The organism is Sphingomonas psychrotolerans (assembly GCF_002796605.1).
Classification (GTDB): Bacteria; Pseudomonadota; Alphaproteobacteria; order Sphingomonadales; family Sphingomonadaceae; genus Sphingomonas; species Sphingomonas psychrotolerans.
Map to the genome: position 1 here is coordinate 2,517,150 of NZ_CP024923.1, position 20,240 is coordinate 2,537,389.

At 65.3% G+C, this 20,240-nt stretch carries 13 protein-coding genes and 1 tRNA gene; 7 read left to right on the forward strand and 7 right to left on the reverse strand.

Translation table 11 applies throughout. The features are described from left to right. The first annotated feature begins 51 nt into the window (after window positions 1-51). Complete coding sequence (locus tag CVN68_RS11450) at window positions 52-2,232, forward strand: M3 family metallopeptidase (RefSeq protein ID WP_100282318.1); 2,181 nt, start codon at window positions 52-54, stop codon at window positions 2,230-2,232. Between the two features lie 78 nt (window positions 2,233-2,310). Here CVN68_RS11450 and CVN68_RS11455 read toward each other — a convergent pair whose 3' ends face one another. Continuing rightward, window positions 2,311-3,087, reverse strand: coding sequence for a hypothetical protein (locus CVN68_RS11455; RefSeq protein WP_100282319.1), 777 nt, complete (start codon window positions 3,085-3,087; stop codon window positions 2,311-2,313). A 161-nt stretch (window positions 3,088-3,248) separates the two neighbouring features. Between CVN68_RS11455 and cobT the strand changes: the two genes are divergently transcribed. The 4 genes from cobT (at window position 3,249) to CVN68_RS11475 (ending at window position 8,745) form a co-directional block, all read left to right on the forward strand. Further along, window positions 3,249-5,072 carry a cobaltochelatase subunit CobT gene (cobT, locus tag CVN68_RS11460; RefSeq protein WP_100282320.1) on the forward strand — a complete coding sequence of 608 codons (1,824 nt, stop codon included), beginning with the start codon at window positions 3,249-3,251 and terminating at the stop codon, window positions 5,070-5,072. A 37-nt stretch (window positions 5,073-5,109) separates the two neighbouring features. After that, a complete protein-coding gene (locus tag CVN68_RS11465; protein WP_100282321.1) occupies window positions 5,110-5,367 on the forward strand; it encodes a ribbon-helix-helix domain-containing protein in 258 nt (85 codons plus the stop codon). Between the two features lie 88 nt (window positions 5,368-5,455). Continuing rightward, on the forward strand, window positions 5,456-7,921 hold the full coding sequence (locus CVN68_RS11470; protein WP_100282322.1) for a TonB-dependent receptor: 2,466 nt from the start codon (window positions 5,456-5,458) through the stop codon (window positions 7,919-7,921). A gap of 140 nt (window positions 7,922-8,061) precedes the next feature. Next, a complete protein-coding gene (locus tag CVN68_RS11475; RefSeq protein ID WP_100282323.1) occupies window positions 8,062-8,745 on the forward strand; it encodes a Fe2+-dependent dioxygenase in 684 nt (227 codons plus the stop codon). Here CVN68_RS11475 and CVN68_RS11480 read toward each other — a convergent pair. The 6 genes from CVN68_RS11480 to CVN68_RS11505 form a co-directional block, all read right to left on the reverse strand. Further along, a complete protein-coding gene (locus tag CVN68_RS11480; RefSeq protein WP_100282324.1) occupies window positions 8,742-9,629 on the reverse strand; it encodes an FAD:protein FMN transferase in 888 nt (295 codons plus the stop codon). The two genes, CVN68_RS11475 and CVN68_RS11480, sit on opposite strands and share 4 nt — an antisense overlap. Window positions 9,630-9,715: 86 nt before the next feature. Next, window positions 9,716-10,576 (reverse strand): DUF4198 domain-containing protein, encoded by an 861-nt coding sequence (locus CVN68_RS11485; protein WP_100282325.1) that lies wholly within the window; start codon window positions 10,574-10,576, stop codon window positions 9,716-9,718. A 14-nt stretch (window positions 10,577-10,590) separates the two neighbouring features. After that, entirely contained in the window at window positions 10,591-11,112 is a 522-nt protein-coding gene (locus CVN68_RS11490) for a DUF2271 domain-containing protein (RefSeq protein WP_100282326.1), read from the reverse strand. A 15-nt stretch (window positions 11,113-11,127) separates the two neighbouring features. Continuing rightward, window positions 11,128-11,772 carry a PepSY-associated TM helix domain-containing protein gene (locus tag CVN68_RS11495; protein ID WP_100282327.1) on the reverse strand — a complete coding sequence of 215 codons (645 nt, stop codon included), beginning with the start codon at window positions 11,770-11,772 and terminating at the stop codon, window positions 11,128-11,130. 126 nt (window positions 11,773-11,898) lie between these two features. Then, window positions 11,899-16,521: an NAD-glutamate dehydrogenase gene (locus CVN68_RS11500; RefSeq protein WP_100282328.1), complete on the reverse strand. Its 4,623-nt coding sequence runs from the start codon at window positions 16,519-16,521 to the stop codon at window positions 11,899-11,901. An 84-nt stretch (window positions 16,522-16,605) separates the two neighbouring features. Beyond that, window positions 16,606-17,859: a PAS domain-containing protein gene (locus CVN68_RS11505; protein WP_100282329.1), complete on the reverse strand. Its 1,254-nt coding sequence runs from the start codon at window positions 17,857-17,859 to the stop codon at window positions 16,606-16,608. Between the two features lie 205 nt (window positions 17,860-18,064). On the opposite strand from CVN68_RS11505, the gene CVN68_RS11510 reads away from it, so the two are divergent. After that, window positions 18,065-18,140 (forward strand) — tRNA-Thr (locus CVN68_RS11510). Window positions 18,141-18,291: 151 nt separating this feature from the next. Beyond that, window positions 18,292-19,509, forward strand: coding sequence for a tyrosine-type recombinase/integrase (locus CVN68_RS11515; RefSeq protein ID WP_100282330.1), 1,218 nt, complete (start codon window positions 18,292-18,294; stop codon window positions 19,507-19,509). Window positions 19,510-20,240: the final 731 nt, after the last annotated feature.

Below are 20,240 nucleotides of genomic sequence, written 5' to 3' on the forward strand. Positions count from 1 at the left end.
GCCCGGTCGCCCCTAGTGTACTGGCATTCTAAAGCACTCGGGAAGCCTTTCATGACCCATTCGCTTCGGCTCGCATTGATCGCGTCCACCGCGCTCGCCGCCACCACCACGCCTGCCATCGGATTCGCAATGCCCCAGTCCCAGACCCAGACTTCTCCGGCACCTGCCACCACGCCCGATCCGACGCCGCTGCTCGCCAAATGGCCGGGGCCGCACGAAGGCGTGCCGCAGTGGGACAAGGTAATCCCGGCGATGTTTCCGCCCGCGTTCGAGCGCGCGATGGCCAATGCGCGTGCCGAAATGGCGAAGGTCCGCGACAACCCCGCCGCACCCAGCTTCCAGAACACGATCGAGGCCAGCCAGCGCTCGGGCGAGGAAATGGGCCGGCTGTTCGCGGTCTGGGGGGTCTATCAGAGCAACCTCGCCACTCCGCAAGTGCAGGCGATCGCGAAGGAATGGAGCCCGAAGCTCTCGGCCTTCTTCACCGAGATGAGCCTTGATCCCAAGATGTTCGCGCGGGTGAAGGCGATCTATGACCACCGTGCGAATGCCGGGCTCAACTCCCAGCAATTGCGGCTGCTCGAGCGCACCTATCGCGACTATGTGACGTCGGGCGCGCTGCTCGACGAAGCCGGCAAGGTCGAGATCAAGCGGATCAACCAGGCGCTGGCCACTGCCTATACCGAGTTCAGCCGCAAGGTGCTCGCCGACGAGGAGACCGCAATCCTCCTCGACAGCGAGGCCGATCTCGCGGGGCTGGCCGACAACTTCAAGGCAAGCCTTGCCGAAGAAGCCAAAGCGCGTGGATCTGCGGGCAAATGGGCGATCAAGAACACGCGGTCGTCGGTCCAGCCATTCCTGATGTACGCGACCAGCCGCGCACTCCGCGAGAAGGTCTACAAGGCCTTTGTCGACCGCGGCGACAATGGCGACGCCAACGACACCAATGCGACCATCGCTGAGATCCTGAAGCTGCGGCAGGCGCGGGCGAAGCTGCTCGGGTTCAAGAACCATGCCTGGTACCGGATGGACGACACCATGGCCGAGACCCCGGAGAATGCGTCGAAGCTGATGATGGCGGTGTGGCCCGCCGCGGTGGCGCGGGTGCGCGAGGAAGTCGCCGACATGCAGGCGCTGGCGAACGCCGAAGCAAAGAGGGGGGAAGCCGCCGGTCTCGTGATCGAGCCATGGGATTATCGCTTCTATGCCGAGAAGGTGCGCAAGGCGAAGTACGACCTCGATGAAAACGAAGTGAAGCCGTACCTCCAGCTCGACCAGATGGTTCAGGCGGCCTTCTATGCCGCGGGTCGGCTCTACGACCTCGATTTCAAGGAAAATACCGGCAGCTTGCCCGTCTTCCATCCGGACGTGCGCACCTTCCTGGTGACCAATCGTACCACCGGTGCCGAAATCGGCATCTTCTATCTCGATAACTTCGCGCGGGCGGGCAAGCGCTCGGGCGCGTGGGCGACCGGCTATCGCGGCCGTTCGGGGCTGCGCGGCAACAAGATCGTGCTCGCGTCGAACAACAACAATTTCACCAAGGGTGCCGCCGGCGAGCCAACCTTGATCAGCAAGGACGACGCGACGACTTTGTTCCACGAATTCGGCCACGCGCTGCACGGCCTGCTCTCGAACGTCTATTATCCGGGATTGGGCGGCACGCCGCGCGACTTCGTCGAATATCCCAGCCAGGTGAACGAGAACTGGCTGCTCACCCCCGATGTGCTCAATCGTTTCGCCAGGCACTACAAGACCGGCGCGCCGATTCCCGCCGATCTGGTCGCCAAGATCCAGAAAGCAGAAACCTTCAATCAGGGTTTCGACACAGTCGAATATCTGTCCTCGGCGATCATCGACATGAAGCTCCACGACCGCGAAACGCCGGTGACCGATCCCGACGCGTTCGAGCGCGAAACGCTGGCCAGCATCGGGATGCCCAAGGAGATCGTGATGCGGCACCGGCTGCCGCAGTTCAATCACCTGTTCTCGAGCGACGCCTATTCGGCGGGTTATTATTCCTATCTGTGGTCGGAGACGATGGATGCCGACACCTGGGCGGCGTTCGAGGAAACCGGCAATGTCTGGAACAAGGCGACCGCCGACAAATTCCGCACCACCTTGCTGATGACCGGCAACGAGACCGATCGGAAGGCGGCCTACAAAGCGTTCCGCGGGCGCGATCCTGACGTGAAGGCACTGTTCAAGCGGCGCGGCTTCCCCGTGGAGTGATTCTCAGGTTCCCCTTTCAGTTAGCGCGTCATCTCCGCCATCCCGCATGTTCCGCGGTGCTGCGGATTGGGTCTGACCCTAGGCGAGCTTGCGTCCGAATGTGCGCGGCGCCGGGATTGCCGGCGCCATAGCCTTCTGATCCTGTCCGCCCTCCAGCTCGCGCAGGCGCGCGGCGATGCGCTGATCGAACGAAGCCGCGTTCACTTCCTCGACGGGTTCTGCTCCTGACGCTAGCACCGTCGCAACGCGCCGGCGCAGGAATTTGCGTAATCCGAGCACGAACAGCGCCCCGATCAGCAGCATCGGCAGGAACAGCATACCGATCCCGCCCCCGCGCGCTGGCGCGACCGCGGGTATTTCGGCGCTGCCGGTCCCACGCGCATGGGCCATGCCGCGGACACGCGCGCGGAATTGCTCCGTCGTCTCGCCCTCGCGGCGTTCGATCTCGTTGGCGCTTTTCGAGCGCGCGGGAATCTTGGCGGCATAATTCGCGCGATACGTGGCCGTCGGGTCCATCCCCAGCTCGACAGTGAGCATCGTGAGCTCGGCCCCGCCCAGCTTCACGTAGCGATCACCATTGTAGAGCACGAAGCTGGGCTCGGTCGGATAAACTTCGGCACCGTCGCGAATCTGATAGAATGCGCCGAGATCGTAATATTTGCCGTCGTTGAAATAGGTGCCGGTGTCGGGCAGGTCATAGACCTTGTCGATCTTCTCGGCATAACCGCTGCTGCTGTTGCTGCTGCCCCAGCCGCCAAAGCGGATGCGGCGCCGCGCCTCGGCCGGCTCGGCCAATGCCCCCAACAACGTCGCGGCGCCGATCGTCGCCAGCACGAACTTGCCACCTGTCCGCATCTTCGCCTCCCGAGGCCGTCGGGCGCACTGTGCTGCGAGAAAATTAGAATTTCGCTAATCGCAGCTGTCCGGGCTCGCGCACGGGGTGACGACGGACCCGCTTTCCCTGCCTCTTGCGTTGCGTGCTTGCATCCTGGCGCCCGATCCTCACAAAGACGAATATGGCTGCCGATTCCCCTCTCGAGCGTTTGCGCAACGTATTAGGCGGCACCGCACGCGCGTTGTCGGGCGAAGCCGAGGCCGAACTCTCCTTCACGTCCGAGGCGCCGCGGCAGGACGGCCGCAGCATCAAGGTGCCGCTCCCGTCCCGCAGCCTTCCGCCCGAGCAGGTGGCCGAAGCGCGCGGCTTCTCCGACGGGTTCGCGCTGCGCATGCGCCATCACGACACGGCGCTGCATGTGCGCGGCGCGCCGGGCGAGCCTGTCGCGCGCGCGGTGTTCGACGCAGTCGAGGCCGCGCGGGTCGAAGCGCTCGGCTCGCGCGGTTATGCTGGCATCGCCGACAATCTCGAGCATTCGTTGAATGTCCGGCTTCGCTCGGACCCGATCGCCCGCGCGCGCAACCGTGAGGAAGTGCCGCTGTCGACCGCTGTAGGCCTGCTCGTCCGCGAGCGGCTGACCGGGCGCGAGACGCCGGCCAGTGCGGCGATGGGCATAGCGCTGATCCGCGACTGGATCGAGGAGCGCGCCGCCGCCGATCTCGACGCGCTCGCGCTGACGATCGACGATCAGCAGGCGTTCGCCAGCCTCGCGACCCGGCTGCTTCGGGATCTCGAACTGGTCGAAGGCGAGATGATCCCCGACGAAGCCGAGGAAGGCGGCGGCGAGGACGAGGGCACCGACGACCAGGACGAGCCCGGCGACGAGGAAGGCGACAGCGAAGCCCAACAGGGCGAAGGCGAAGTCGAGGCCCGCGGCGAACAGCGCGAATCGGATCAGAGCGAGGAAGGCGAGGACAGCCAGTCCGAAGCGATGGACGATGGCGACGGCGAACCCGGCGACGACGGCGAGGGCATGATGCCGGTCCGCCCAAATCGCCCGTGGAGCGACATGCCGCCGCAATTCGAATACCGGCCCTACACTACCCAGTTCGACGAAGTGATCGCCGCGACCGAACTCTGCGATGCCGAGGAGCTCGACCGGCTGCGCGCCTATCTCGACCAACAGTTGATCCATCTGCAGGGCGCAGTCACCAAGCTGGCCAACCGGCTCCAGCGCCGGCTGATGGCGCAGCAGAACCGCAGCTGGGACTTCGATCAGGACGAGGGCCTGCTCGATGCCGCGCGGCTGGCGCGGGTGGTGGTCAATCCGATGCAATCGCTGTCGTACAAGATCGAGCGCGACACCGAATTCCGCGACACCGTGGTGACGCTGTTGATCGACAATTCCGGATCGATGCGCGGACGGCCGATCTCGATCGCAGCGATCAGCGCCGACATCCTCGCGCGCACGCTCGAGCGCGTCGGCGTGAAGACCGAAATCCTCGGCTTCACGACGCGGGCATGGAAAGGCGGGCAAGCGCGTGAAAAGTGGCTCGCCGAAGGTCGCCCCGCCCAGCCCGGGCGGCTCAACGACGTGCGCCACATCATCTACAAACAGGCCGATGAGCCGTGGCGCCGCGCCAAGCGCGCGCTCGGGCTGATGATGCGCGAGGGGCTGCTCAAGGAGAATATCGACGGCGAGGCCCTGCTCTGGGCGCACCAGCGGATGATCGGGCGGCCCGAGGAGCGCAAGATCCTGATGGTGATCTCCGACGGCGCGCCGGTCGACGATTCGACGCTGTCGGTCAATTCGGGCTCGTATCTCGAGCGCCATCTGCGCCAGGTGATCGGCTGGATCGAGGCGCGCTCGCCGGTCGAGCTGGTCGCGATCGGCATCGGCCACGACGTGACGCGCTATTACAGCCGCGCGGTGACGATCATGGACGCCGAACAGCTTGCCGGCACGATGGTCGAGCAACTGGCGGCGCTGTTCGATACCGAATGATCTTCCGCCTTCTTCGTCATCCCGGCGGTTTGGAGGCATGAAGGTCGATCCCCCCCGCGCCGGATTTCACGGTCCGGTGAAACGATCGGTCACCATCGCCGGGCATCAGACCTCGATCAGCCTCGAGCCGATCTTCTGGGACGCGCTGGAAGCCGCGGCAGCCGATCTCGCGCTGCCGCTCAACGCATTGGTCGCGGCGATCGATCACGCACGGATCCAGGCTGATGCCCCGCCCAACCTTGCCAGCGCAATCCGGACATGGCTGCTCGACCGGCTTCTACCTGAGTTGGTCTGATACAAATCTGCAAGTCGTTCGCAATAGTGATTGACACTGCGAATGCCTCGCAATAGCGACGCGTAACGACACCATCAGGGGGATCATCGTGACGCGTTCCACGCCTGCCGCCACGCCGGCATTCCTTGCGCTCGCCTGCGTTGGTTTCATCGCCTCCTCGCCTGCCAGCGCGGCCGACGACAAGGACAAGGCGGTGCTCGCCGACGACCAGACCCAATCCGGCGGTCAGGCCAGCACATCGCAGGAACGCGAACAGATCATCGTCACCGGTCAGGCCTATCAGCCGCACCAGGAGAGCCCCAAGGCGACGCGGACGGTGCGCGACACGCCCCAGACCGTCACCGTGATCACCGGCGAGACGATCGAGCAGCAGAATCTGCTGACGCTGCGCGACATGCTGTCGACCGTTCCCGGCATCACCTTCGGCGCGGCCGAGGGCGGCAGCCCGCCAGCGGATTCGATCACGCTGCGCGGCTATTCAGCAGGCAGCGACATCACCCAGGACGGCGTGCGCGACAGCGCCGCCTATAGCCGTTCGGACTCGTTCAATCTCGAGCAGCTCGAGATCGTCAACGGCGCCAACTCGGTCTCCGGTGGTTCGGGTTCGGTCGGCGGGTCGATCAACATCGTCACCAAGCGGCCGCTGGCTGAGACGCGCGGCATCGTCACCGCCGGTATCGGCACCGACAAATACTATCGCGGCACCGTGGATCTCAACCTGCGCGCCAGTGAGTTGATCGGCCTACGCCTCAATGCGATGGCCCACCAGAACGACGTGCCCGGCCGCGACGTCGAGGATTACAAGCGCTGGGGCGTCGCGCCCGCGATCACCCTCGGCGTCGGCGGGCCGACCAAACTTACGCTGCAATACCTCCACCAGGAGGACGACAACATCCCGCAATACGGCGTGCCGTACTTCATCAACGCAGTGAACGACGGCGAGGTAGCGGGCGTCGATCGCAGCTCCTATTACGGCTTCCGCAACGTCGATACGCAGGAGATCACGGTCGATCAGGCTACGATTACCTTCGAACATGAACTGAGCAGCAATTTCTCGCTGCGCAATCTCGCCCGCTGGCAGAATGTTACCCAGTTGACGATCGTCGGCCCGCCGCAGGGCACCTATTGCCTGGCCACCAATGTGCAACCGAGCGGCGCGGCCTGCCCGACGACCACTCCCGCCGGTTATTACCTCATCGGCGGTCCGCGCGGCACGTATCGCGATTCGAAGAACCAGCTGATGTACGATCAGTTCGATCTGCGCGGCGTGTTCGACACCGGCGGGATCGAACACACGCTCGTAATCGGCGCATCGGCGACGTGGGAGAAATACAATCTGATCAGCGGCAGCGCGTACCGGAACGCCGACACGACACTGCTTCCGGCCTATCCGCTGGTGAACATCGCCAATCCGAACGAAGTGATCGCTGGCCCCGCGGGCTTCAATTACGGCAGCAATGTCTGGACCGGCGCAATCAACCCGACGCCGACGGGCCGCCAGCAGGGCGAGGTCAGCAACTACGCACTCTATCTGTTCGACGCGATGAAGATCGGCAAGTTCGAACTCAACGGCGGCGTGCGCTGGGAATCGAACAGCGGCAACTATCGCACCGACGCGCTGGCTTCGGCCGCCACGCTGACGACTCCGCAGGGTCCGTTGGTCATCGGCCCGACACTGCGCAACCGGGCGAAGCTGTTCTCCTACCGCGTCGGGCTGGTCTACAAGCCGGTCGAGGAAGTCACGCTCTACGTCGCGCACGGCAATTCGAGGACGCCGTCGATCAGCGCGGTCAACGGCGCCTGCACCGCGATCACCTGCAACGTAAAGCCGGAAAGCGCCAAGAATTACGAAGCCGGCGTCAAGGCGGAAGTCGCCAACGGCAAGCTGCTGCTGAGCGCGGCGCTGTTCCGTAACGAACGTGACAGCTACCGCGTGCCTTCGAACGATATCACGATCCCCGATCAAGTGCTGGACGGCAAGTCGCGGGTGGATGGCGTGGCGCTGAGCGCGGTGGGCAAGATCACCCGGGCATGGTCGGTGACCGCGAACTACACCTATCTGAAGCCCAGGCTGCTCCAGTCGGTGTCGGACTTCTGCCTTACGCATCCGGGTCCGGTTCTGCCGGTCCCGCCCGCAACGACCCCGGCGCCCTCGAACGGGTGCGGCAACACCACGGCGGTCCTCGATCCGGCGGCCGGGGCAGAACTGCAGAACACACCCAAGCATTCTGGCAGCCTGTTCACTTCCTACGAATTCCCGTTCGGGCTGACGCTGGGCTATTCGGCGACCTATCAGGGGAGTTTCGCGCTCAACCTGCCTGCACTGGCAACGCCGCTGGTGGCTGGCAGCAACGGATTGACCCCGGTGTACCGCTCGCACAGCTATCTGGTCCATTCGGCCGTAGCGACCTACAAGGTGAACGAGCAGCTCAAGGCGCAGCTGAACGTCAAGAATTTCACCGATAAGGTCTATTACACCCGTGTCCGCAACAATGGCTGGGCGACCCCCGGCGATGGCCGCGCGGCGATCCTGTCGCTTACGTACGGCTTCTGAGAAAAGGGGGAGGAGCGGACGGCGGGTGGTCTCCCCAGGCAGGCCCGCCGTCCGCTCCGACATTTGATCCGGGACGCGTTTTGCGGCAGCCGAGGCAGTAGACCCGTTTCGGCAGGCGTTCCCATCGAGAGTGCACGCGCATGATGATCGCGATTCCCGACCTCCTCGACACCGCCGCGGTGGCGCGGCTGCGGGCGATCATCGACGCCGCCGCATGGGTCAACGGCAACGTCACTTCGGGGCACCAGTCGGCGCTGGCCAAGAATAACGAGCAATTGCCCGAGAGCAGCGCGGCGGCGAAGGAGGCGGGTGCGATCGTCCTCGATGCGCTCGGCAAGTCGCCTCTGTTCTTCGCCGCAGCGCTACCGCTCAAGGTCTTCCCGCCCTTGTTCAACCGCTACGGCGAGGGCCAGGCCTTCGGCACCCATGTCGACAATGCGATCCGCATCCAGCGCGGCACCGAGTTCCGCATCCGCAGCGACTTGTCGATCACTGTCTTCCTCGAAGATCCGGCCGCCTATGACGGTGGCGAGCTGGTGGTGGAGGATCATTTCGGGGTGCAGCGGGTCAAGCTGCCCGCGGGGCACGCGGTGCTCTATCCGTCATCGAGCCTGCACCACGTCACCCCGGTGACCCGCGGCGTGCGGGTTGCCTCGTTCTTCTGGCTGCAATCGATGATCCGCGACGACGGCAACCGCCGGATCCTGTTCGACCTCGATCAGGCAGTGCAGCGACTGACCGGTCAGCTCGGCGGTGCGGACCGCTCGGTGATCGAGCTGACCGGGGTGTATCACAATCTGCTGCGGACCTGGGCGGACAGCTAATCGAACAGCGCCGCGAATGCCGACGACAGATACTCGCGACAGCCGCTTTCGCCCCGCACCACCATGTGCATCGCCAACCCCTCGCGCTCGGCCACCGAGAGTCCCTGATCGGGTCCGAGCACCGTCAGCGCGGTCGCCCAGGCGTCGGCCAGCACGCATTGTGGGTGGAGTATCGTCGTCGAGGCGACTCCATTGTCGAGCGGCGCGCCCGTCCGCGGATCGAGCGTATGCGCATAAAGGCGGCCGCCCGCCTCGAAATGCCGGCGATAATCGCCCGAAGTGGCGATCGCGAGCCCGTGCAGCGCGATCCGGATCGGCGCCACCAATGCACCCGGCGCCTGCTCGACATCGACCCACCAGGGCTGGCCGTCGGGCTTGACCCCGCTGCCGCGCAGTTCGCCGCCGATCTCGACGAGGAAGTCCTCGAGGCCCAGCCCGAGCAGGCATTCCGCCACCGCGTCGACCGCATAGCCCTTGGCGATGCCCGAGAAGTCGAGCGCGGCGCCGGCGCCGCGGCGTGCGCGGAGCAGCAGCGGATCGAACTCGATCTGGCGGACGCCGGGCGCCGCTATCGGCGGAAGGCCCGGACGCGGACCCGAAGGACCGAATCCCCACAGGTCGACCAATTCTCCAATTGCAGGATCGAACGCACCGTCGCTCCGTGCGGCGACGTCCAGCGCGGCGGCGAGCACGCGGGCGAATTCCGGTGGCAGCATATGCCAGCTGCCGGGAGCCGCGCGATTAAAACGGCTGAGGTCCGATTCCGGCTCCCACTGGCTCATCTGTGCGATGATCCGATCGAGCGCGGCACGAATTGCCGGCTCGACCGCAGCCGACAGCCGTTGCCGCGTTCCCGCGATCCGCACCATCCAGCTGGTGCCCATGGTGGCGCCGCCGAGCGCGGTCAGCGTGGCGCCGGGAGTGCGGCGATGGAATGCCTGCGCCGAAAGCGCGGGCGGGATCGCGATCCTCAGGGGGCGAGCACCTCGAGCGTCGTCACGTAATTGGCGCGGCGTGGCGCCGGACCGGCTGGCGCGGCAGACGCGCCCTGCCCTTCCGCCCCCGGACCCATTCCCGGGCCGCGGCCGCCGCCGGTGGTGACGTTGAGCCAATACATGCCGGGCTCGGGCCATTTGATCTGGACCTTGCCCGCAGCATCGGTCTTGAGATCCATCTGGTTGAGCTTGTCGCGATAGCGGATACCGCCGGGGATAACCGTCACTGCCTGTTCGGGCATCGGCTTGCCGTCGAGGGTGAACTGGAAGGTCGCGGTCTCGCCGGCGACGAGATCGTTGGGATGAGTCACCGGGATCAGTTCGATGCCCTTGCCGGTGGGCTTGAACACCGTATTGGTCGGCTCGCCCGATGTGATGAACACCTCGTTGCGGTTCGCGCTCTCGCTGGTGCGCACCTCGGTGGCGCCGGCGGGGATCACGCTGGCGAGCGTGGCGGTGGTGGTGCCGCGCGGGATCGGCTTGCGCTCGCCGCCCAGCATATAGCTGCCCATCACGCCTTCGCTGACGATCGCGACCTTGTACGTGCCCTTCTGGGTCAAATGCACGTCGAAGGTCGTCCGATAGCGTCCGGTCGCCTTGTTCTCGACCTCGAGCGTGCTGCCGTCGGGCGCGAGCACCTTGGGATCGCCGCGCAGCGGCTGGTGCTCGAAATAGAACAGGTCGTTGGAGACCGCGGCGTCGATCGTCACCCATACATCGTCGCCCGACACGATCGTCGCGGAAGGCAGCATCCACATCCGGTGCGCCTGCACGGCGGCGGGTGTGGCCAGAGCCAGGAACGCGGCAGCGGCGAGGAGCGGTGTGCGAAGCTTCATGATAACCCCCTTGATCAACGGCGAACGGTGAGGCGGACGGCGCCGAGCTCGCCCGATCCCTGCGCAGTGGCGGTGCCGCCGGCGGGGACGCTGAACGGCAGACGCAGCAATTCGCGCCCGCCGACCTCGCGCGCCGCCTCGACGACGAGCGTGTACTTGCCGCCGCTAAGCGCCGGCATCGGACCACGGCCGGCAGTGAAGGTGAGCTTGTGCGTGCCGGGCGCGCGGGTGGCGCCAGTGACGCCGTCTGCCGGGAAAGACATCGAGCGGCCCGCCGCGCGCCACCATTGGCGCACGTCGCGCAGCCATTTGGTGCCCTCATTGGCTTTCATGTCGAAATCATACCAGACCGCGAGGCTGCGTGGCGCTGCCCCCTCCTTCTCAAGCCAGACCGCGACATAGGGCCGGTGATATTCGGCGACGCTCAGCTTGGGGATGGTGATTGTCAGGTCGAGCGTCTGCGCGCCGGCCGGGCTGGCGACGAGCGCACTCGCTCCCAATGCAGTGACGGTGAGGCCGGTGAGGCGGATCTGCATGACTGGCGAACCCCTTTAGTGAATGAAGAAAATGGCGAGCAGCGCCGGGATGATCAGCCCCGCGGCGACGAGCGGCCAGGTGCTCTTGCGATGTCTCGCGTGCATCTGGAGCAGCACCAGTCCGGTCAGCGAGAAGATCACGCAGGCGAGCACGAAGATGTCGATGAACCACTTCCACACCCCGCCGGCGTTGCGGCCCTTGTGGAGGTCGTTGAGATACGCGATCCAGCCGCGCGAACTGATCTCGCTGGTCACTTCGCCGGTCGCGCGATCGATCGAGATCCAGCCGTCGCCGCCCGGGCGCGGTTGCGCCAGATAGACGGTGTCGATCGTCCATTCGGCATTGCCGGTCGTGGGCATTTGCAGCTTCTCGCCGACGAACTTGGCGACGTCCGCGGGCAGCGGCCTCTTGCTGTCGGGCGCCTCGTCGGGCCTGACTTGCGCGAGCAGCGGCGACGGGAGCTGGACGGCGCGCTCGATTGACCTCGGCGTCGCCTCGATATCGGCGGCGTGATTGAGCGTGAAGCCGGTAATCGCGAACAGCAGCAACCCGATCAGGCTCACCGCCGAGCTCATCCAGTGCCACATATGAAGCTGCTTCAGCCAGAAGCTCTTCCGGCTGCGCTTCACCTTGGCGGGCGCTGCAGTGGTACCATGCATGGACAGGGACAAACTCAACGATTGTGGCAACCGTCGATAACGCGAACGATTCGCAATTGCAATCGCGCAGGGGGTTCGGGTCGCGCTTCCTGCTCCCGCCTTCGCAGGAGCAGGAGCCACCTCAGCTCAAACCCTGCCCAGCAACACTCGCGCCTGCCCGGCGATCTGGGCGAGCATCGCCGCATTGGGAACCGCCGCCTGCCGCGCCCGGCGCACCAGATTCGCGAACTGCTCGACCCGCGGGCGATTCGCTTCGAGCCAAGCCTCGACCGCGGCCTGCGGATCGCCTTCGGATCGGCTGAGGAATTCGAGCCGGAGCTGCTGGAAGTCGCGCGCGAGGCCGGCGATGAGCAGCCGCTCCCACGGATCGCCGGTGGTGATCCGCGCCGCGGTCGATTGCGCCCAGTCGAGCCCGAGCACTTGCCCGAGATGGGTGAAGGCGCGAGTGAGCACGGTCTCGTCGATCGCCTTGCGCGTGCTGAGCTCGGCGAGGCCCACCGCACCGTCCATCTCGAACAGCCGGACGACCTTCTGGACGAGCTCGACCGGCGCCCCGGCGGCTTCGAGCTTGGCAGCGATGCGCCCGCTCTGGCTTTTCACTTCGTCGAGGAGCAGCGCCTTGGTCTCGCGACCGAGCGCGTCGATGCCGGGCTGCAGCCGCGCGATCACTTCGGAGGGGCTGGCCCCCGGCCGGCAAACGCGAAGCAGATCGGCAACCTGCCCGCGCACGGCTACCGCCATCTCATCGAGCAGGGCGAGCCGCGCACCCTCGCTGATTTGCGCCGTCTCGACTGCAGCCCAGGTGTCGGGCAGACAGAATAGCCGCTCGGCGACGACGAACATCGCGGCGATATCGCGCATTGCCGCACCTTCCTCTTCGGCAAGCTCGAACGGATGGAGTACGCCCAGCCGGTTGACGATGCGATTGGCAAGCTTGGTCGCGACGATCTCGTTGCGGAGACGATGCTCCTCGATCGCGGTAGCGAACCGCGCCTGCATCGCCCGCGGGAAGGCGGCGAGCAGATCCTCCTCGAGTTCCGGATCGGCGCCGAGCTGACCCAATTCGATCGCATCCTGCAGCGCCAGCTTGGTCGAGGCGAGCAGCACCGACAATTCCGGCCGGGTGAGCCCCCTGCCCTCCTGCGCGCGGCGCAGCAATTCCTCGTTCGACGAAAGCCCTTCGACCGCGCGGTCGAGCCGCCCGGCGGCCTCGAGGATCTCGATCACCCGGACATAGCTGGCCAGCGACACCGCGCCGTCATTCTCCATGAACGAGAGCGCGAGCGTCTGCAGCCGGTTGTCCTCGAGCACGAGGTGCGCGACCTCGTCGGTCATCTCGGCGAGCAGTGTGTTGCGGTCCTCGAAATCGAGCCGCCCCTCGATCACTTCGCGATTGAGCGCGATCTTGATGTTGACCTCGTTGTCCGAGCAATCGACGCCCGCCGAATTGTCGATGAAATCGGTGTTGAGCCGCCCGCCGAGGCTCGCAAAGGCGATGCGCGCTGCCTGGGTGACGCCGAGATTGGCGCCCTCGCCGATCGCCTTTGCGCGGAGCTGTTCGGCGTTGACACGCAGGCGATCATTGGCCGGATCGCCGACATCGACATGGCTCTCGCTCGCGGCCTTCACATAGGTGCCGATGCCGCCGAACCAGAGCAAGTCGACTTGCGCCTTGAGAATCGCCGAGATCAGGCTGGTCGGATCGATCTCCGCAATGTCGAGCCCGAGCATCGCCCGCACTTCGGCGCTCAGCGGGATCGACTTCTCGGTGCGCGCGAACACCCCGCCGCCCTTCGAGATCAGATCCGGATTATAGTCCGCCCAGCTCGACCGCGGCAGCGCGAACATGCGCGCCCTTTCGTCCCAGCTCTTCGCCGGATCGGGATCGGGATCGAGGAAGATGTGGCGGTGGTCGAAGGCCGCGACGACCTTCAAAGCTTTCGACAACAGCATGCCGTTGCCAAACACGTCGCCCGACATGTCGCCACAGCCGGCGACGCGGATCGTCTCGGACTGGACGTCGACGCCCATTTCAAGGAAATGCCGGCGGACCGAGACCCACGCGCCCTTGGCGGTGATGCCCATCGCCTTGTGATCATAGCCGTGCGATCCGCCCGAGGCGAAGGCATCGCCCAGCCAGAAATTGCGCTCGATCGCGAGGGCGTTGGCGACGTCGGAAAAGGTCGCGGTTCCCTTGTCGGCGGCGACGACGAAATAGGGATCCTCGCCGTCGAGGATCGCCACGCCATCGGGGTGGACGACCTCGCCCGCGACGATGTTGTCGGTGATCGACAGCAACGAGCGGATGAATATCCGATAGCTTTCGGTACCCTCGGCCAGCCACGCGTCGCGATCCTGCGCGGGCGAAGGCAGCAGCTTGGGATAGAAGCCGCCCTTGGCGCCCGTGGGCACGATCACCGCGTTCTTGACGCGCTGTGCCTTCATGAGTCCGAGAATCTCGGTACGGAAATCGTCGCGCCGATCGGACCAGCGCAGCCCACCGCGGGCGATCGGCCCGGCGCGCAGATGGATGCCCTCGACCCGCGGGCTGTATACCCAGATCTCGCGCCACGGCAGCGGCGCCGGGAGCCCCGGAACCTTGGCCGAATCCATCTTGAATGCGAGCGCCTCGGCGGCGGCAGGCGCAAAGGCGTTGGTGCGCAGCGTCGCGAATACCACGCCGCGCAGCGTGCGCAGGATGCGGTCGTCGTCGATCGCCGAGACCTGGTCGAGCCCGGCGTCGATCGCCTTGGTCGCGGCCTTGATGGCATTCTCGTCCTTGCCGGCACGCGCGGGATCGTGTGCGGCCGCGAACCGCTCGATCAGCGCGGCGGCGACCACGGGCGCGCGCCGCAACGCGTCGACCACGGTGGCCATGCCGTAGCTCAGGCCGGTCTGGCGCAGATAGCGGAACCACGCGCGGAACAGCACGACCGAAGTCGGACGCATCCCGATCTCGACGATCAGCCGGTTGAACAGATCGTTCTCGGCGCGGCCTTCGAGCACTGCGGCGATCGCGTCCTCGACCAGCTTCGGCTCCGCATCGAGCGTCCGCGAACCGCCAGCCAGCGCGACTTCGAAATCGTGGACGAAGATGCCGTTGGCGAGCTGGGTCGGCACTTCCTCGATCACGCGGAAGCCGAAATTCTCGAACACCGGCACCGCGTCGGACAACGCCAGCGCGCCGCCTAGCGCATAGAGCTTGATGCGATACTGGCCCCTGGTGTCGGGATCCGGGACGATCCGGACCGAACGATCGCCGGCGGCCTCGAGCGTCGCGATGCACAGGATGTCGCGCGCCGCTTCCTCGGGAGTGCTGGTCGCACGATAAACCGCGGGGAAGGTATTGGCGAAGCGCAAGGCCAGCCGGGTCGACGCCGCGCCAGCCTGCTCGGCCAGCGCCGCCTCGACGGCGGGCACCCAGCCGCGCAGCATCCGTTCGAGCCGCGCGTCGAGCTCGCCGGCATCGGGCATCACGCCGCCGCCGCGCAGATCTAGCGTGTAGCGCAGCAAGGCGACGACACCGTCCTCGAGCGCGATCGACCAGTTGATCAGCCTCGCATTGGCGGCCTCGCTCAGCATCTCGCCGATCGCCTCGCGGCGTCCGGTCGATACTTCGTCGCGCGGCAGCCAGACGAAGGCGAACAGGTGCCGCCCGAGCAGACTGCGCACCAGGGTCAGCTTTGAGCGCGGCCGATCGGCGACCGACATCGACGTGAGCACCAGATTCTCGAGCGACGCCGCATCGAAGGCCGTGGTCAGATCGTGCGGCAGCGCAGTCAGCGCATGCGCCATCGCCTTGCCGGTATGCCCCCTGGGATCGAAGCCCAGCTTCTTCTCGAGCCCGTTGAGCCGCGCGCGCAACACCGGCACGTCCTGCGGGTCGGCGAACAATGCCGCGCTGGTCCATAATCCGGCATGGATCGACAGCCCGGCGACCTCCGCCCCGGTGACGATCGGCACCACGACGATGTCGAGCGGCACGCGGCGATGCACGGTCGAGATCGAATTGGATTTGAGCAGCAAGGGCGCCTCGCCGCCCTTGCGGAAATACTCGACCGCAGCCTCGCGCGATGCCTCGGCGAGAATCGGCGTCTCCAGCGTGTAACGCGCGAGCCCGAGCTGATCCGTGACGCTGCCGTCGGTCCGCCACTTCTGGTGCGCGAGCAGGGTCATCGCGCCGTCGTGGAACCAGCGGAGCAACGCCGCGCCTTCCGGAGAGGTCAGATCGGCAGCGTCGGCAGTGATCGCGGCCTGGAGCGCGCGCCAGTCATCGACTGCGTCGCGAACCTGTTCGAGCGTCCGTTCGATCTCGGCGACAAGGCCCCGGCGGGTCCGCGCGTCGCTGCGTTCCATCTCGATATAGATCATCGATTCGCGTCGTGCCGCCGCCGCATCGGCGCCGATCGATACCAATTTGCCCGTGCCGTCGCGCTCGACTGCGATGACCGGGTGGATGATGCGGTAGATCGCGATGTCGTGCGCGGCGATCGCACTCGAAATCGAATCGACGAGGAAAGGCATGTCGTCGTTGACGACCGCGAGCCGCATGCTGCGGCGCTCTTCGTCGATATAGGTCTCCACCCGGATCTGGGGCGTGCCCGGCGGGCGCACCGCCGCGGCCTCGGCGACGAAGCTCGCCGCTTCGGCGCGCTCGGCCTCGTCGAAACCTTCCAGCTCTCCTGGCAGCGCTCCTTCGAGCAGCCGCGCCTCGAACGCCTGCGTGAGCGACGTCATCATGCTTTTCATGGGCGCCGCTATGCTCCGCCCGGCGCGCGACCTCAAGACTCGGTGCGGCAGAAAGTAACGCCTGCTACCGGTTTTGCGAGAATCTCAGGCCGCGGCCTTGCGGATCGCCCGTTCGGTGAGCGCCGCATCGTCGGCGAAGCGCGCGACGATATCGAGGCCCCGATTGCCCGCCCGCGCGAGCAGGACAACGAACTCGTCCTGCCCGGCCTCAATCGCGACATGGCCGAGCGGCGGACGGCTGCGCATCTCCTCCGCGGCGCGCGCGAGGACGTCGCGCTTCGGCGCCGGGCGGCGATGCTCGCGCTCGGCCTTGACCACGCCCTTGATGCCGCCTTCGACGACTTCGAGAAAGGCGTCGAGACCGCCCTGCGGCACGGCCTGGCGCCGGGCATAGCTCAGCACCGCGGCGAATTCGGTCACGCGAGTCTTGTCGTAATCCACGCCGAAGACCAGCTTGACCGCCGGAGTCATCGGCGCACGCGCCTGGACCGTGAGGCCAGAATCGCGAAGCAGCCCCTGATAATCCTCGGGCGCCTCTTCGGCGGCACGGGCGAAATCATAAGCGCGACTGAGCGCCCGATAGAGCGCCGAACGGCTGCGCGTATCCGAAGCGCGGGCCGCCGCAGCCGATTCGCGCGCGAGAAGCAGCTGGTCGGCAAGGCTCGATCCGTGGAGCGGCGCCTCCACCGGTTCGGGTGATTCGAAGCCCGCGCTGGGGCCGTCGGCCCAGACCGCGGCGGCGACCGGGTTCTGCGGTGCGGCACGGCGTGATTCCTCGACCTCGGCGTTGAGCCGGGCCTGGGTCTCGGCGTCGACCAGTTCCTTCCAGTTGATCACGCCATAGATAAAGTCGATCGTCTTGCCGTCCGACGAGAAGGGCATCAGGATGCCGCGATACAGCGTGTTGTGCCCGCGCTGCCCGACGAACTCGGCCTCGAAGCCGATCGGCGCCCGATTCGCAATGATCTGGAGATAATGGTCGGTCAGCCGCGAGAGCAGCGACCGGCTCGGCACTTCGCCGACATGCTGGATCGCCGGGGTGAAGCCGCATTCCTCGCGCAGCATCCCGCCGAGATAGCGGATCGCCGGATCCTCGACTCCACGGGTGAAGTCGAGAAGCACGCTGTGCGGGCCGAAATCGGTGATGTTGTCGGGATCGAGATCCTCGATCGACGGGTAAGCACGCCCGTGGAGCAGCGAGACCCAGTGATTATAGGCGCGCACGTGCATGCGGCGCTCGTCGGCGCCGATGTCGAGCGGGCGGTCGGCGACGGCGTCGTCATTCGAGCCCCTCCGGGCCGGGTCGAGCGGCTCATTGATGCCGCGAGCCATGTCCATGCGCGTGCTCCATTACGGGCGAACGGCCCGGTCCTTGAGCCCGTTGTGCACCTCCCGTGGTAAACGACGCGTAAAGCCCGACAGGTAGGTATTGTTGCGGGGGCGGGCGCCGGGGCCGCGGCACCGCAAACAAATCGCAACGCTTGTCAGCTACGGATCATGCTGGTAAGCGCCCGCTCTCTTCGAAGCGCAGCGCTTCGACAGGGCCGCTTTAGCTCAGCTGGTAGAGCATCGCATTCGTAATGCGGGGGTCACAGGTTCGAGTCCTGTAAGCGGCACCAGTCCATAACGAGAACATCTCTAGAAAACCCAGCAATTCTGCGGTATTATGGGCCATACGCGGTCCCATATTTTCCCATTATGTTCCGCCGTGGCCCACGCAAAAGGGGCCACAAAACGTGGGGCCACGAACATGCAAGGAGGCGTGGCCCCATGCTCACCGTGGTGCAGATTCAGGCGCTCAAACCCGCAGCGCGGCCGTACAAGGTTTTTGATTCGGACGGCCTCTACCTATTGGTCCAACCTTCCGGGGCGCTGCTCTGGCGCTTTCGCTACCGCTGCTGCGGCATCGAGCGGAAGCTCTCGCTTGGCAAATTCCCGGATGTGACCTTGTCGCAGGCGCGTCGGAAACGCGACGAAGCCAAAGGCGAGCTGGAGGACGGAATCGATCCTGTCGAGGAGAAGCGGCAAAAGCGGCTCCAGGCAGAGCTGGCAGCGAAGACGACGTTTGGACTTGTCGCCGAAGAATATATTCAGAAGATGGAGCGCGAAGGGCGCGCGCCAGCCACCATCAAAAAAGCGCGTTGGTTTCTTGAGCTGCTAGGGGTCATCGCCAAGCGTCCACTCGCGTCCATAACCCCGCACGAGTTGCTCGACGTCCTCAAGCGCGTCGAGCGCCGCGGCCATCACGAGACGGCGCTGCGGCTCCGTGCCTTTGCGGGCCGCGTGTTCCGCTACGGCTTCGCGACGCTGCGAACCGAAAGGAACCCGGCCGACATTCTTCGAGGCGCGTTGATCGTCCCAAAGGTTAAGCATCACGCCGCGATCGTCGAGCCTCAGAAAGTTGGCGAACTGCTCCGCGCCATCGAGGACTATAAGGGCCGCCCGGAGACGCTCTACGCGCTCCGCCTGGCCCCGCAGGTTTTCCTCCGGCCTGGCGAGCTGCGACAGGCGAAGTGGAGCGAGATCGACTTCGCCGAGAAGGTTTGGCGGGTACCCGCTGAACGGATGAAGATGAAGCAGCCGCACGCTGTGCCGCTCTCCCGTCAAGTGCTTTTCATTCTTCAGGATCTGCGATCATTGTCGCGCTCGGGCGAATTCCTGTTCCCGGCGCTTCATACGACAAGGCGCCCTCTGTCGGACAACACATTGAATGTCGCGCTACGCCGGCTTGGCTTTGAACATGACGAAATGACCAGTCACGGGTTCCGCGCGATGGCCAGCACTTTGCTCAACGAGTCAGGGCTTTGGCATCCTGATGCGATCGAACGAGCGTTGGCGCACGGAGAGCGAGATCGCGTACGCGCCGCTTATCATCGGGGCGCGCACTGGGCCGAACGTGTGCGGATGGCGCAGTGGTGGTCTGACTATCTCGATCAGCTTCGTGTGGGCGGCAAAGTGATTAAAGCGAAATTCCGCGAGCGCGCGTGAGGCGTCGCCACGGCAACAATTGCCAGTCTTATCCATCGGCAAGGATAGCTGCTCTACCGCGTGAATGTCGATCATTTAAGCAGCAACTCGATCTCTCAGAAGAGGACTCGAAAACCGCTCTAAGTATCTGATTTCGTAACTATTATTTTGCAACTCCATTCCTCGTACCATGATCGATACCATAAACCGTAGAAGCTGATGTGATGCGATTCCCTAGGTGATCCGACAGTTCGAACCCGTTGTCGATCCGGCAAAGCATTATTGAATGCATGGACGCAGTGGAGTTGCCGCGCAATGCGGTCGGAACCCTATTCGAGGCAATCTCGGTTCCCGCAATTAAGCGAGCTTTCGTCGAGCGATTGAAGCTGAATCGGCAGCAAGCTGCTGAGTACTGAAACAGCCGGGATTTTCATACTCATTTCGGTTTGATTCTAACTTGCCCAGACGTGAAATAGCGTTCAACATGTGCTCCGGCGGGCGACGCCTAGCTGATCGTCGCGACACCGCCGTGTCATATTTCTACCTGTTGCTGTTCGCGTGTTCGTCAATGGGGCTCGACCGAGACACACTCTTGGTCAGCGATGCCTCACCGTCACTGGGAGAAGGCATGCCTCGAGCAACAACCTTGTTTATCGAGACATTAAGCGGCCCGGGCTTCGCGCAGAGCGCGGGCTTGCTCACAGCTGTCGCCGAACTGCGCGAGCTTTGGCCTCGGTTAGCTCGCGACGTCG

Excerpts from the sequence above, each read along its gene's own strand:
- CVN68_RS11480 (WP_100282324.1), bottom strand. The coding sequence starts at position 9,629 with ATGGGCACCAGCTGGATGGTGCGGATCGCGGGAACGCGGCAACGGCTG.
- CVN68_RS11515 (WP_100282330.1), top strand. The coding sequence starts at position 18,292 with ATGCTCACCGTGGTGCAGATTCAGGCGCTCAAACCCGCAGCGCGGCCG.
- CVN68_RS11495 (WP_100282327.1), bottom strand. The coding sequence starts at position 11,772 with ATGCATGGTACCACTGCAGCGCCCGCCAAGGTGAAGCGCAGCCGGAAG.
- CVN68_RS11465 (WP_100282321.1), top strand. The coding sequence starts at position 5,110 with ATGAAGGTCGATCCCCCCCGCGCCGGATTTCACGGTCCGGTGAAACGA.
- CVN68_RS11485 (WP_100282325.1), bottom strand. The coding sequence starts at position 10,576 with ATGAAGCTTCGCACACCGCTCCTCGCCGCTGCCGCGTTCCTGGCTCTG.
- CVN68_RS11450 (WP_100282318.1), top strand. The coding sequence starts at position 52 with ATGACCCATTCGCTTCGGCTCGCATTGATCGCGTCCACCGCGCTCGCC.
- CVN68_RS11505 (WP_100282329.1), bottom strand. The coding sequence starts at position 17,859 with ATGGACATGGCTCGCGGCATCAATGAGCCGCTCGACCCGGCCCGGAGG.
- CVN68_RS11490 (WP_100282326.1), bottom strand. The coding sequence starts at position 11,112 with ATGCAGATCCGCCTCACCGGCCTCACCGTCACTGCATTGGGAGCGAGT.
- CVN68_RS11475 (WP_100282323.1), top strand. The coding sequence starts at position 8,062 with ATGATGATCGCGATTCCCGACCTCCTCGACACCGCCGCGGTGGCGCGG.
- CVN68_RS11455 (WP_100282319.1), bottom strand. The coding sequence starts at position 3,087 with ATGCGGACAGGTGGCAAGTTCGTGCTGGCGACGATCGGCGCCGCGACG.
- cobT (WP_100282320.1), top strand. The coding sequence starts at position 3,249 with ATGGCTGCCGATTCCCCTCTCGAGCGTTTGCGCAACGTATTAGGCGGC.
- CVN68_RS11500 (WP_100282328.1), bottom strand. The coding sequence starts at position 16,521 with ATGAAAAGCATGATGACGTCGCTCACGCAGGCGTTCGAGGCGCGGCTG.